At 54.8% G+C, this 13,858-nt stretch carries 10 protein-coding genes and 1 pseudogene; 5 read left to right on the top strand and 6 right to left on the bottom strand.

Features of this window, described 5'->3' with window-relative positions:
* Positions 1-9: 9 nt before the first annotated feature.
* On the top strand, positions 10-669 hold the full coding sequence (locus tag GOW16_RS19745) for a DUF2461 domain-containing protein (protein WP_170418829.1): 660 nt from the start codon (positions 10-12) through the stop codon (positions 667-669).
* A gap of 117 nt (positions 670-786) precedes the next feature.
* Here the strand turns inward: GOW16_RS19745 and GOW16_RS19740 are convergent, their stop codons facing one another.
* The 3 genes from GOW16_RS19740 to GOW16_RS19730 form a co-directional block, all read right to left on the bottom strand.
* Positions 787-2,403, bottom strand: coding sequence for a GMC family oxidoreductase (locus GOW16_RS19740; protein ID WP_170418826.1), 1,617 nt, complete (start codon positions 2,401-2,403; stop codon positions 787-789).
* Position 2,404: 1 nt separating this feature from the next.
* Positions 2,405-3,940, bottom strand: a complete 1,536-nt coding sequence (gene betC / locus GOW16_RS19735; protein WP_170418823.1) for a choline-sulfatase — start codon at positions 3,938-3,940, stop codon at positions 2,405-2,407.
* A gap of 76 nt (positions 3,941-4,016) precedes the next feature.
* Positions 4,017-5,000 carry a Bug family tripartite tricarboxylate transporter substrate binding protein gene (locus tag GOW16_RS19730; RefSeq protein WP_170418820.1) on the bottom strand — a complete coding sequence of 328 codons (984 nt, stop codon included), beginning with the start codon at positions 4,998-5,000 and terminating at the stop codon, positions 4,017-4,019.
* A gap of 93 nt (positions 5,001-5,093) precedes the next feature.
* Here GOW16_RS19730 and GOW16_RS19725 point away from each other — a divergent pair, with 93 nt between their 5' ends.
* The 4 genes from GOW16_RS19725 to GOW16_RS19710 are packed head-to-tail and all read left to right on the top strand — an operon-like array spanning position 5,094 to position 10,159.
* Complete coding sequence (locus GOW16_RS19725) at positions 5,094-6,293, top strand: ROK family transcriptional regulator (RefSeq protein ID WP_170418817.1); 1,200 nt, start codon at positions 5,094-5,096, stop codon at positions 6,291-6,293.
* Positions 6,294-6,295: 2 nt separating this feature from the next.
* Positions 6,296-6,811, top strand: coding sequence for a tripartite tricarboxylate transporter TctB family protein (locus GOW16_RS19720; protein WP_170418814.1), 516 nt, complete (start codon positions 6,296-6,298; stop codon positions 6,809-6,811).
* Positions 6,812-6,824: 13 nt separating this feature from the next.
* Entirely contained in the window at positions 6,825-8,333 is a 1,509-nt protein-coding gene (locus tag GOW16_RS19715; RefSeq protein WP_170418809.1) for a tripartite tricarboxylate transporter permease, read from the top strand.
* A gap of 23 nt (positions 8,334-8,356) precedes the next feature.
* Positions 8,357-10,159: a metallophosphoesterase family protein gene (locus GOW16_RS19710; RefSeq protein ID WP_170418806.1), complete on the top strand. Its 1,803-nt coding sequence runs from the start codon at positions 8,357-8,359 to the stop codon at positions 10,157-10,159.
* A gap of 161 nt (positions 10,160-10,320) precedes the next feature.
* Here the strand turns inward: GOW16_RS19710 and GOW16_RS22865 are convergent.
* From GOW16_RS22865 to GOW16_RS19690, 3 genes and pseudogenes are all read right to left on the bottom strand, one after another.
* Positions 10,321-12,708 (bottom strand): annotated as a pseudogene (locus GOW16_RS22865) (fatty acid cis/trans isomerase).
* 164 nt (positions 12,709-12,872) lie between these two features.
* Positions 12,873-13,130 (bottom strand): hypothetical protein, encoded by a 258-nt coding sequence (locus GOW16_RS19695; RefSeq protein ID WP_170418796.1) that lies wholly within the window; start codon positions 13,128-13,130, stop codon positions 12,873-12,875.
* 13 nt (positions 13,131-13,143) lie between these two features.
* Positions 13,144-13,845, bottom strand: a complete 702-nt coding sequence (locus GOW16_RS19690) for a NapC/NirT family cytochrome c (protein ID WP_170418793.1) — start codon at positions 13,843-13,845, stop codon at positions 13,144-13,146.
* Positions 13,846-13,858: the final 13 nt, after the last annotated feature.

Raw genomic sequence — 13,858 nt, 5'->3', positions numbered from 1 at the left:
GAGGATATAATGGCAACATTTGAGAGTTTCTCTCCCGAGGCGCTTGGTTTCCTCAAGGACCTGAAAGCCAATAACACAAAGGAATGGTTCGCAGCGAACAAAACAACCTACGAGACCCAGTTAAAAGCCCCCAGCAAGCAGTTCTCCGACGAAATGGCTGCGGCCTTGCAGGACCTGATTGGACAGGGCCACAGCGGTAAAATCTTTCGCATTTATCGTGATGTTCGATTTTCCAAGGACAAGACACCCTACAACGCGCACCTGCATCTTGCGTTCATACCGCAAGGGAATGCGGTTCAGCCACCGATGTGGTTCTTTGGGCTTTCGCCCGAAAAACTGTCCCTGGGCTGTGGGGTATTTCAGTATGACAGACAAGCTCTGGACGCGTTCCGCACGGCTATGGCCGGTCCGGAAGGCGCAGAGCTGATCCGGCTCACCGAAGAAATGCGGCAGAGTGGTTTCCGGATCGAGGACCCAGAGTTGAAACGTGTTCCATCTGGCTTTGACAAAGATCATCCTCATGAAGAGGCGTTGCGGCGCAAGGGGTTTACCGTTTGGATAGACGCGGGGGGGTCTGCCTTTGTTTTCGAACCGAACCTCATAGAAAGAACGTCCGCGTTGTTCGGGCAACTCATGCCGGTGTTTCAACTTCTTTCCAGAGTCATGTAGTCTCGGGTTTGCCCGCCCTGCCTAAGTTCTCCCCGGTGCCAATCTTTTCAACCGGAGCTTGTATCGCTTCATACTCTCGGACAAAGGCGCCAGTACTTTAAGACTTTGACGAGTGCTTTAAACACGCTTGCTGCGTTCCGTGATCACCAACTCGCTGCATTTTTCGCCGATCATAATGGATGGAGCGTTTGTGTTTCCGCTGACGATGTCGGGCATGATAGATGCATCTGCCACCCGCAGGCCCCGGACACCGTGCACGCGCAAGTGGGGATCGACAACCGCGAGGTCGTCTATGCCCATTTTGCAGGTTGAGGTTGGGTGGTAGATCGTCTGGGCCATGTTGCGGGCTGCTTCGAGGTGGTCTTCATCGGTTTCAATCGCGCCAGACGGAACATGTTCGCGCACGATGAAGGGAGAAAGGGCATTGGTTTTGGTCATGGCACGGGCAAATTTCACGGCTCGGATGGCGCAAAGCTGATCACCGGTTGTCGACAAATAGTTCGGAACGATCTTTGGGTAGTCGTGTGCATTTGGCGACGTGATATGGATATGTCCACGGCTTTCCGGCCGTAGCTGGCAGACCGAGGAGGTAAAACCTGAGAACGGGTGCATTTCGATCCCCGGTTTGTCAGCGGACAGCGGCTGAAAGTGGAACTGGATGTCGGGGGTGTCCAGCCCATCCATGGATTTGGCGAAGATGGCCACCTGACTGGCGCCCAGACTCATCGGGCCAGTGCGGCGCAAGGCGTATTCAATGCCGATGCCCGCGCGGTGAAAAATATTATTGATGGCGTCGTTCAGAGTTGGAACGTTGACCTCGTAAACAAGGCGGATTTGCAGGTGATCCTGAAGATGTTCACCTACGCCCGGCAACGCGTGACGAAGGTCGACCCCTGCCGCGCGCAGAACGTCCGGATTGCCGATACCCGACACTTCCAGCAGCTGAGGCGAGCCAATGGCTCCGGCGGACAGGATCACTTCGCCGCCGGGGTTCAACATGGCTTTTTGGGGAGTACCCTTGCGATCATAGGTAACCCCCGTCACCTGTTTTGACGCATCCGCAGCAAACACAAGGCCGGTTGCGTGGGCGTGCGTGATGACCTCAAGGTTCCGACGTTTTCCCTTGATCGGTGTTAGAAACGCCTTGGCCGAAGAGCAACGGAATCCTTTGCGCGCGGTTTGGTGGAAATAGCCAGCTCCCTCCTGCTTCTCGCCGTTATAGTCCTCGGTGCGCGGAACGCCCATTTCCACAGCGGCATCGATGAAGGCTTCGGAAATAGGAGATTTGGCGCGGATCAGCGACACGGACAGTTCGCCATCTTTCCCATGCAGCTCAGGGGCGGCATCTTCGTGACATTCCGACCGCTTGAACAATGGCAGCACATCATCCCACGACCAGCCGGTATTACCGAGTTGCGCCCAGCGGTCATAATCCTCTTTTTGGCCACGGACATAAAGCAAGCCGTTGATCGAGGATGATCCGCCAAGGGTCTTTCCGCGCGGCCAGTCCAGTGCACGACCGTTTAGTCCCGGATCGGGCTCGGCCTTATAGCACCAGTCGGTGTTCGGATCGTGAAGGGTCTTGAAATACCCGACCGGGATGTGAATCCAGGGATTGATGTCTTTTCCCCCGGCCTCAAGGAGCAGAACCCTGACATTCGGATCCGCGGACAATCTGTTTGCGATGACGCAACCAGCAGAGCCTGCGCCAACAATGATGTAATCAAAAGACATGTTACACCAGGTCAGGTTTTGCCGGAGCTACGTACGGAAGGCGTGCGCGTGCTTTTGTATCTGCTGCGCCTGCATTGCGGATATAGCGCTCGTCATCATCGTTGCGGACGGTGTAGACATAGGTCGGATCACCCTCGGTCACCTTGTGAATGGCAAGGCGGCGCACTTGGCTGGCGCGGATCGTTTCGTACAAATCATCGGGGTTCCAGCCCTCGAATAGTATCACCTCAAGCTCGGCGCGGATTTCAGCGCAATCGGGATCGTTCGCGCGGTTGTTCACTTCGTTGGGATCATCGTCGACGTTATAGAGCAGCGTTTCCACCCCTTCGAGCCACATTAGTTTCCACGGGCCTTTCTTTACCATTCTGCTGGGTCCGGTGGATCCGTCTGCGGCAAACTCCGAGATCACAACATCTGACAGGCTGGTGGTATCGCCATTCAGGGCAGGGACCAAAGATTGCCCGTCGATGGGCGCTGCATACTCCTCGAATGAGCCGCCAGCAGCCAGGTCCGTCAGTGTGGGCAGTAGGTCAACAAGCGAAATATTCTCCTTCACCCGAGACGGTTTGAAGCGGTCCGGCGCGTAGACGATGAAGGGAACGCTGGAAGCCCATTCGAAGAAATGCTGTTTGAACCACATGCCGCGCTCGCCCATCATCTCGCCATGATCGGCAGTCAGGATGACAATGGTGTTGTCGATCTGGCCGGTCTTTTCCAGAACGTCTATAAGGCGTCCAACCTTTTCATCGATATACGAGATCATTCCGTAATAGCCGTGACGCGCTTTGCGACGATCTTCGGGCGTGACTGTGAACTCGTGCCGGGACTGGCAATAGTGCAGGTTGCGGCTGAGATGATCCATCTCGTTCAGCTCCAGCGGTGCAACCGCCGGGTATTCGATTTCGTCATGATCATAGAGGTCCCAATACTCCTGCCCGATCACGAAGGGCGAGTGCGGCGACGTGAAGGACACTGTCAGCATAAAGGGGCGATCGTCGCCTTTTCGTGCAAGATCATACAAGGCCTGAGTGCCGTGATATTCGACCTCATCATCGTAGTCCATCTGCATGGTTCGGATCGCCGGGCCACTTTCCAGGATGGGGGCCATTGTCAGGTTGGTGGGTTTGTATTCACGTCCTTTGGACCAATCCACCGTCCAGGCGAAATTGGCCGGATAAATTTCAGTTGTGTGGCGTTTGTCGTAGCCGTGCAGTTGATCGGGGCCGACAAAATGCATTTTGCCTGACATTTCGACCCGGTAGCCCATGCTGCGTAGATAGTGCGCGAATGTCGGAATGTCGGCGTGGAATTCGCTGGCGTTGTCATACATGCCGATCGAAAAGGGTAGCTTTCCCGCGTGCATTGATGCGCGGGACGGGCCGCACATGGGCAGGTTGCAATAGCAATTTTCAAACACCACTCCATTTTCTGCAAGCCGGTCAATGTTGGGCGCTTTGACGGTCTTGTTACCATGGGCCGCGAGTGCGTTTGCTGCGAGTTGATCCGCCTGAATGAAAAGGATGTTTGGACGTGCCATATTCGGTTCCTGAGAAAAAGGAAGATTAGTCCCGGGCGGCTGAAAGAGGGGAGGGCCGCCCGGGGTGCCGAAGTTGTTACTGGATTAACATCCCCAACTTTTCGGCGGTGTCGCTAAATGTCTGAACCTGACCTTCGACAAAGGTTTTAGTTTCGTCCGGTGACAGAATTGTGGGCACAGAGCCCAACTTTTCGGTGGTCTCAACCCAACTTTCGTCAGCCGAGATCGCGCCGAGAACTTCTACCCACTTTGCCACGACATCTTCGGGCAGGTCCTTGGGGCCCCAGACGCCGGTCCAACCGACGACATTTTCGAGGTTCGGATGGCCAAGCTCTTGGGCCGTCGGAGTGTCCGGAATTGCGGAGAAGCGTTCAGGCGTTGTGGTCAGCAAGGGGCGAATTTGATCGGATTCGATGGCGCCGGATAGCCCCGAGAGATTGTGGAAAATCAGGTCGGCATGCCCGCCCACAACGGCTGCCGTTGCCTTGCCGCCCCCTTTGAAAGGAACATGGATCAGCGCTTCGGAATCGACGCCCAAGTCGTCCAGCATGATGAGCATGGCCATATGCAGAAGCGTACCTACACCTGCGGATGCATATGAAAGGCGTTCGCCACTTTCGATCGCGGCTTTCAGTTCATCAAAGTTTTGATAAGGAGAGTCCGCGCTGACACCCAATACAAACGGGTTCTTTTCGATCAAGCCCAGAAACGTGAAGTCGTCCCACTTGTATGGGATCGTACGATTGATTGCAGGGACGGTAGCCTGAGAGCCTACGCGCGCCATCAGCAGCGTGTAGCCATCGGGGCGCGATTTTGCGACCTGAGTCGAGCCGACGACTCCGCCAGCACCGGTTTTGTTGACGACCAGAATGTTCTCGCCCAGGTAGTCGGGCGCCTCGGTGCTGAGGGTGCGGGCCGCCAAATCGGCCGCGCCGCCGGGGCCATAAGGTACCACCAAAGTCACTGGTTTGCTTGGATAATCCTGCGCCGACGCTCCCATCGGGATTGCGAGCAAGGCAAAGCTGCTCAACGCGGCGGTTATTGTGGTTCTGAGTGTCATTTGTTGCGTCTCCCTGAATCGAATGAGACTCATCATAATAAAATACTTGCAGTAAGTAAATAATTAAGTAAAGATACATTAAGGAGGAGCAAAATGGCAGGTTGGTCACAGGAAGAAATCGGCCGCGGGAACCGACAGCGGGTTCTTGGTGAAATCCTGGGATCAGGAACCATTTCGCGTACGCAAATCGCGGACAACCTCGCGCTCAACGCTGCGAGTGTTTCAAGGATAACGCGTGAATTGATCGAAGCGCGCCTGGTTCAGGAGGTCGGCGTGTCCCGGCCGGAGGGTCGCAGGGGACCAAGAACGAAAAAGCTCACCATGGATCGCGCGGGCGGTTATGTGATCGGCATCGGCATCAATGCGTATCAACAGGTGGTCACGCTCGCCGATCTGTCGAACAACCGCATTGCGTCATGGGATGCGGGCGGTGCGGGGCTGACTGATGGAACCAGTTTCATCAAGGCATGCTGCAAGAGGGCCGGGACGCTGATTGAAAAGCACGTTCCTGAACGGGATCGCCTTTTCGGTGTGGGCCTAACAATTGCAGGTAATCTGGACAAAGCCCGTGGCACCGTCATCTCAGCTCCTACGCTTGGGTGGGTCGAAGAAACCGATGTCTGTGAGATTGTAAGAGAAGAACTCGGGGTTCCGGTGGTGCTGGAAACGCCAAGCGCAGCGATCTGTCAGTCAGAGGTAACCTTTGGTGTGGCGCGCAACATCGAAAATGTCGCTGTGATCTACTGTGCGCTTGGATTTGGCATTGGGTTGCAGGTAAACGGAGAGCCTTACAGTGGGATTGGTCGGGTTGGCGGTGTGTTGACTGAAGCCAAAACCACCGATGGGGTCGGCTCAAACGCTCCTGTTTCTTTGACCGATCTGTGCGGTGGTAAGGCGTTGTTGCGCCAGTTGCTGACACCAGAAGTTTTTGATGCGCTGTCTGATCAGGAAAAAGCCCAGAAAATCTGGGATGTCGTTTCTTTGGCGGATGAGCCGGATGAAAATTACAGATCGGCGCTGGAGGAGTTTGGAGCCAGGGCAGCAAACTGCTTTTCTTTAAGTCTAACGGTTTTACAGCCGGAACTGGTTTTGCTTGCAGGCCCGTTGGCGCAATCGCCGTACTATTTGGAGGGATTCCGTAAGCAGATTGAAAATCTGAAGGCTGATCTTCAAGTGCCTATCAAGATCAAATCCAGCGAAATGACCCACATGGGCGCGGCGCGGTTGCTGTCGTTGAATGAAAACATCGCAAACGCTGAACTTGACCTGAATCTGCTTAAGGGAGGACGCTGACCGTGGATCAATCAAAGAAAAAAGACCTGTTTGCAGGGGCATTGTTTCTTGTCCTGGGGATTCTGACACTGATCGTGCTCATTCCCGTAGGCGTTGATTCACCGGGTTCCGTGGAGATTTCCGCCTTGTCCCCGGAATTTTGGCCAAGGGTGATAGCCATGGCGGTGGTTGTTGTCGCCCTGTGTCTTCTGGCCGAGTCTTACTTTTTGAAAGTTCCAAACCTTGATGAGGATGAAGACGCGGAAGCCGATGCCGCCTATAAGCTGGACACGCTTCCGGGAACATTGCGAACGGTCATTCTGATCTTTGCTTTGTTTCTGTTCTACTTTGCGTTGACGACCTTGGGAGTGGTCGCAAGCTCGATCGTTCTGATGCTTGCCATGATGCTCTTTTTCGGCGAGCGAAAATGGTACTACATCGTCCCGATCAGCATCATTTTGCCCATTCTTCTGTACCTTTTCTTTCTGCACATCGCGGGTGTGCCAATGCCGCTTGGCATTTTCGAAACGTTAGGCTGAGGAGGAGCTGAGCATGATCGAGAATATTTCCACGGCCTTTCAGCTGTTCCTGAGCCTCGAGAACATTCTGGTGATTGGAATTGGCGTCCTGATCGGGACCATAATCGGAGCGATTCCAGGGATGACCACACCGATGGGTGTCGCGCTGGCCCTGCCATTCACGTTCACGATGCAGCCTGTAACCGGCATCCTGCTGTTGCTTGGTGTGTACAAGGGCGGCTTATACGGAGGGTCGTTAACAGCCATCCTGATCAAAACGCCCGGAACGCCGGCTGCGTCCTGTACTATTCTGGATGGTTATCCGCTGGCACAAAAGGGGCAGGCGCGAAAAGCGTTGGATATTGCGCTTTACGCATCCTGTGTGGCGGACCTGATTTCTAATATTGCTCTGATCATGTTCGCGGGATTTCTGGCAACGTTCGCTTTGCGCTTTGGCCCGCCCGAGTTCTTCACTCTGATCGTCTTTTCCCTGACGATCATCGCAGGTGTCGCAGGTCCCAGCCTGACCAAAGGTATCCTGTCTGCCTGTCTGGGGCTGATGCTGGCCACTGTTGGGCTAGATCTGATCTATGGCACGAACCGGTTCATCTTCGGTAACTACGAGCTGATGTCCGGGCTGAACTTTATTCCGGTTCTGATCGGTCTGTTTGCCATCCCCGAAATCCTTGATCGCGCAACGCGACGTGCCCGGCCTGCAGGCGCGCAGCGTCAGGAACTGGGCAACGGCGCAAGTTTTGCCGAATTCCGTAAAACCCTGAAATCAGTGATCCGTGGCAGCTTCATCGGCGTTATTCTGGGCGCAATTCCCGGCATCGGTGGCGCTCCTGCGGCTTTCCTGAGCTACAGCGAGGCGCGTCGGAACTCGAAAAACCCCGAAAATTTCGGCAAAGGTGAGCCCGAAGGCGTCGCAGCCGCCGAAGCAGGGAACAATGGCGTGGCCGGAGCAACCATGATTCCGCTGCTGGCGCTGGGTGTTCCTGGCGACGTGATCACGGCAGTGATCCTGGGGGCGTTTATGATCCACGGCCTGCGTCCTGGTCCCATCCTCTTTGCTGAAAACCTGCCGATGATCTATGCACTGTTCATGGGGATCCTGCTCAGCTCGGCTTATTTGTTCATCGTAGGCAAGGTCGCCATCAAAACCTTCAGCCGCGTAGCGCTCATCCCGAACCGTATCCTCTACCCGATTGTATTCACGTTGTGCGTCTATGGTGCTTATGCGGTGAACAATAACCTGTTCGACATCCTGGTAATGCTGTGCATGGGGCTGGTGGGTTTCACGATGCTGCGGCTTGAAATACCGGTTGCTCCGTTTCTGATTGCCTTCGTCTTGGGGCCACTGCTTGAGGATAACTTCCGTCAGTCCTTGCTGTTGTCAGATGGCAGCCTGTCGATCTTTGTCAGAAACGCGATTTGCTGGTTGTTCTGGCTGTTGACGGCATTGTCGATATTCGTGCTGGTTCGATCCCGCATCCGTGCATCGCAAACGGGTCAGGCCTCTGTGCTGACAACCGGCGGTTAATTCCGAAAACGAGGACAACGACCATGGTTAATGCGGACAGGGTTGGACTTGGGCGCTTTGCGTACAGCTTTGCAGTGATCTCGGACACGCATGTCAATCCGGACGAAGACACATGCAATTCTCCGTTTCCCGTAAATGCCCGGGCCAATCGACGCTTTCGCTATGTTGTCGCGGATATCAATCGCAGAGACGTGGAATTTGTCGTTCATCTCGGAGATCTGCTGCATCCTGTTCCCGAAACCGGCGCGCTGTATGCTCAAGCCGCCGATGCCTATCGCGCGATCGTGTCCGATCTGAAGGTGCCGATCCACGTTCTTCCGGGCAACCACGACATCGGTGACACGCCCATCTGTGGGGGACCCGCCAGCCCGACCACGCCTGAAATGATTGAGGCGTGGAAAGGTGAGTTTGGGGCACATTTTCACAGTTTCGAATGGGGTGGGGTGCGTTTTGTTCTGCTAAACGCGCAGTTGATCAATTCCGGACTTCAGGCTGAGGCGGATCAGAAGCATTGGGTTGAGACCGAGCTTGCGGCAGCGCATGGCCAGCGCGTCATGTTGATGCTGCATCACCCGGCCTATCTGTGTTATCCCGACGAGCCGGATCATTATGACAACACCGATCAGCCCGGCAGGGGATGGCTGTTGGCGCTGCTAGAAGAATATGGCGTTGAGGCCATGTTCTCGGGCCACGCGCATAACTTCTGGTATGATCGCTACGCCGAGACAGATTTTTACCTGGCTCCGGCAACCAGCTTCGTTCGGCAGGACTACTCGGAAATGCTGCGCGCGATCCCACCTGAAGACAGCGAGTTTGGCCGCAATGACGCAGCCAAACTTGGCTACTTTGTCGTGAATGTTTACGAAAATGGCCACGTCACAAAATTTGTGCGTACAAACGGAGCGGAGCTTGCGCCCGATGAAAAACCGGCTGGTGACCCGCTGCAATTGGCACCGGAACCAAGGGAAAACGTCCTGCCATTGATCGGCTTTGACCTTCGTAAGAATTGGGCGGAAATTTCGGAGGTGCCCCCCAGCGGAGGCCTGGATGAATTCGATCGCAAACCTGTGCGCAATGACTATCATCTCTTGGCGCTGCAAGAGATGGGTGTCCGGGACATCCGTATCCCGATACATGATCTGCTGGACTCATCCCGCCGCGCCCGGCTTGATATTCTGAAACATCTTGGGTTCCGAATTACTCTGCTGGGATTTGGCGTCCCGGAAAAACATCTGGATCTGATTGCATCCCAGTCCGCCAATCTGACGGACTGGGAAATCACATTGAATTGGGGCGATGTCGCGAAGTCGGCAGGGACTCTGGCCAAGGCCCATGCAAAAACTGGCCTACCGATCTACATCTCACGGATGCGGACCAAAGGTGATATCAGGTCCGAAGGTACGTATTTCCATGTCATCAATCACGGGTTCAACACTGATGATGCCGATCAGCTTGCGATCCTCGCTGGGCTGCCCAAATCTTGCGGCGTGATCGGGGCCGTATTTCGACTCGGCAATGCCGATCCGGTCTACCCGAGTTTGGAAGGCGCGGACGGAGCTGTTGCCATTCATGGCTTGAAGGCGTCTGTGCATTTGCGGGTCGCCGGTGACAACCCTGCCGTCCCGCATTTGGATGATGACGCAACGGTCGCGCGGGTTGTTGAAGCAATGGACATCCGGCCAAAGCTTCAGAACACACGGGTTTTTTGCGATACCTTGGTCGATGTAGATCGGGGTTACTTCGTGCGAAACGGAGCCATTGATCGTTGTAACAACCCGAGGCCACTGCTGGAAGCTGTCCGCGCGCGGCACGCCCGAAACGTCTGAACGCCCCAGGATTTTGCCAAACTCTGATGCGCCGGATCAGCTGGCCCAAAAAAGGTTTTGATCAGAATAGCCTCATCGAGCGATTCTGGTGCTGGGCATTGCTTGTACAGTCGCGATGACGATGGTCGGATACGCTGACGACCATGTCGCAGAGTGTTGGCTTAGTTGTTGTCAGGATCACCATTGGATCGCGGATCTTTGTACCGGTTCAGATCCAGCACGCCCGCTTGGACAGGGTCGCTTCGCAGAAACATGTCCATCACCTTGTCGCTGGTGTCCCAAAAATCAGGACTTGTCCTGCGCAGCCCATAAGCCGTTATGAATTTGATCCATTCCGCCTGCGACTGCACTGATTTGAGGTCGGATACAAAGGACGCCAGTTGTGCTTCTTGAAGTTGAAAGTAGAAATTAGGATAGCTTCCGACCACACCCTGCAGGATGGTCAGGACGTCGGCTCGCGGATTCCGGCGATCCTTTTCTTCAAACAGGAACGCCACGTTGTAATGGGCTTTGTCGTGCAGCAGCGAAAAGATAGCTGTGGAGCCGTCTTCTTTGTCTACCAAAAGCAGGGACACGTCTGACAAATACTTAACCCATTCGCCGGTTTGATCGGCGATAGTGCTCAAGTCGTTTAGAACATCTGAATGACCATTCGAACAGTCGGCATCATTGCACCTGTTGATCGTGTCCTTGACAGGCCAAAGACCGTTGCCGCGATTTAAGAGTTCCAACAGAAACTCTTGTTTCGGTGCGCCCGTTCCAAAATCTATTCCAGTCGGAAAACTGTTATCGACGCGACGCCGATGCCAATAAGTGTGCAGCTCAGCCAATGCCCCTTGGTACCAGGTTTCGTGCATCTCTTGTCTGTCGCCGCGCGGCATGAAGTTCAGGAAGTTGTCCTCGCTCTCCATCCGCAATTCGTCCATGTACAACCGCGTTGAAAGCTGGTGTTCGACACGGCCAAAGACGTCATAACCGGCAACCAGATCGTAGTAGATACGTTCGAACACCGGGAAATCAATGACCCAGGCCGTTTCAGGGATACCACCGTGGAACCCGGTCATGGCAGAGGCATTGTCGAAATGGCGAAACACAGTAATCAGCGCTTGGGGATTGGTGCCGTCGCCATCCCAGATCGCATCATATCCAAATCCGGTCTGATACGCCGTGCTGTTGCGATATCGGGCATCGCGAAACTCAAGGTACTTGATCTGGTTTTCGTGGGACATTCCCTGAAGATCTCCAAGGAATCTTCCATCCAACTCAGCCACCGGCAGTTCCAGAAAGGCAGCCCCTTCCGCCAAAAAGCTGGGGTCTGTGACGGACAGATCGGCATCGGGGTCAAGGAAACTGACCCAGAACCGGTCCTCGATTACGTCGACGGCAGTTTCACCGTGGCATACCGGACCGCGGATGAAGCTGCGCACAAAAAACAACGCATCGTCCAAAAGAAACTGGTAACGACTGCGGGCCGGGATCTTGGCAAATGTACTGAACGGGTTGCCGCCTTCGTCTTCACCATATGCCGGCAGCTCGGCTAAAGACCAAGGTGGATCAAGAAACAACTGCTGGTATCGTGTCAGACGGTCCGGACCAAAACTGTACACCAGATGATCTTTGTGCACGATCGTCTCGTCGAATGGTTACAGGCGATAATAGAACGGCTCAGCGCCGGGATCATCGAAGGGGCGGCGCGTTGCGATGATTTCGATTTTTGATCCCGGTGGGCTGGCGGAACGCACCAGCTGAAAGAATTGTCTTGGCTCGCCAGCTGGAAAGTGGAGGCGCGCCAGAAACAGATGTTCGTAAAGATATCTGCCCATCAATTGATGGCGCAGGTCGGAGGCGTTCAGAAATGCCTCCCACTCTGCGATCTGAATTTGGATATTCTCGGGGATTTCAGGTGCAGCCGATGGCAATGGCGCTCCGCTTTGGATCCATGACATAAGCATTTGGTATTCAATGTCATTGAGCGGAGCCGTTGCATAGGGCATTCCCGCCTTTGGATTTGCCGAGCTGAAGGCATCGAATTCTTGCGTAGTAGGGCAGGCCAGAGGGCGATCAATCGACAGTCCAAGCTCGGTTGGGACAGGTGCATTAGCCTTCAAAGGTGACTGCCTGCCTAGCTCTAGGTAGCGTTCCAACACCGTTCCGGCTTCACCAGTCGTTTCGGACGACGGAAGAACGGGGTAAAACCCAAGCGCGCGCCATCCGGGAACTGTCTGTGCGTCGATACCAAGCCGTGTCGTTTGCGCATCTTTTAGCCGTTCAGTGTGATAAACCGCCTCTTTACTAGCGCCTCGCAATAGACCGGCAGGGGATGTCAGCTTGAGTTGGCAGGGTGCGTCATAGCAGCTGTGACACACCACACAGCGGTGGTTCAGGATCTTCTGAACGTTGGTCCAGTCGCCATTTTCGCGCGTGGCGTCTGAGGTTGCACCGGATGCGGTTGTATCTGACTGGGCCGTACACTGATCAGTAGACAAAAGTGCAAAAGCCACTGCAAACACAAAGGTCAAAAAACGCCCATTTCGTAGTGTTTGCAGCATAGTTGCCTCCTCATCGGAATGGTCCGTTTTCAATGACCATCATGACAAGCCCAAGGGCTTTGGCAAGTTTATACTACTGAATTCACGTCGTTTGTCGCGTTTCTTGAACTTTTTCGCTGGCGCGCGGCCAAGCATGTTTGCCGGTGCTCAATTGGCTATCGGCGTCAGACCGTTGCGCCCTTGATACGGATCGCCGATCCTACGCTACCAGCGCAAAGGCCGATGACAATTGCGATCAACAGTTCAACCGTATCGACCTTGGCAAACGACCCATGGGCAAAAATCAAGGTCGCCAGCACCCCGACAATGCCACCCATCAATGCGCCCAGCCATATGCGGCGCGTCATCATTCCCAGGGCCAGCCCAAGGATACCCGGCAGACTGATGATGTTGGCCCCGATTGTTCCCAGAATTTCCAGCATGGCGTGTCCCTTTTCAGTCTGCTCGTGTGCTCAGGAATGATTTGATGTCATCGCCGTCATCTGCGGCCTGTTTTTGCAATATACCAGACGCTTTGCTGGCAAGGGTTTCGGTCACTTCCTGATACCGTTCCTGATAGCCTGGCGGCAGGCTGTGGGCGATGCCCTGGTGGCAATCAATGCAGGTCATGTTTTCATCAATGGCGCGCTGGTGCTCAGAGGCGGCGCGTGTTTCTTGCAACGTGAAATCCATGTAATCGAAGTTGTGGCAGTTCCGGCACTCGCGGCTGTCGGATGCCTTCATCTTCTTCCAGACAGCAGTCGCCATACTCAAACGATGTTCTTCGTATTTTTCGGGCGTGCTGATTGTGCCTGCCAGCTCGTGATAAACGTCCTTGACCGCCATGATCTTGGCTTTGATCTTGTGGTTCCATTCGTGCGGCACGTGGCAATCGGAACAGATCGCGCGCACGCCGGAATGGTTGTTGTAGTGGATCGTCTCACGATACTCGCCCAGATTGGTTTCCATCGTATGGCACGAGGTACAGAACTCTTCGGTGTTGGTCAGTTCAAGCGTCCAGTGGAAGCCGCCCCAGAACAGGATACCAGCCAGAAAGCCCGCAAGGATCAGAAAACCCGAGCTGAAGGCCACCGCCGGGGTCCAGATCCAGTTCCAGAGGCGGCCAATCCAACCGCGTTTTTCAGGAGAGTCTGCCATATCGGTGCTCCTT

It is taken from the genome of Ruegeria atlantica (assembly GCF_013033965.1).
Taxonomy (GTDB): Bacteria; Pseudomonadota; Alphaproteobacteria; order Rhodobacterales; family Rhodobacteraceae; genus Ruegeria; species Ruegeria atlantica_D.
The sequence above is the reverse complement of the archived record's forward strand: the minus strand, read 5'-3'. Positions and strand labels throughout refer to the sequence as shown.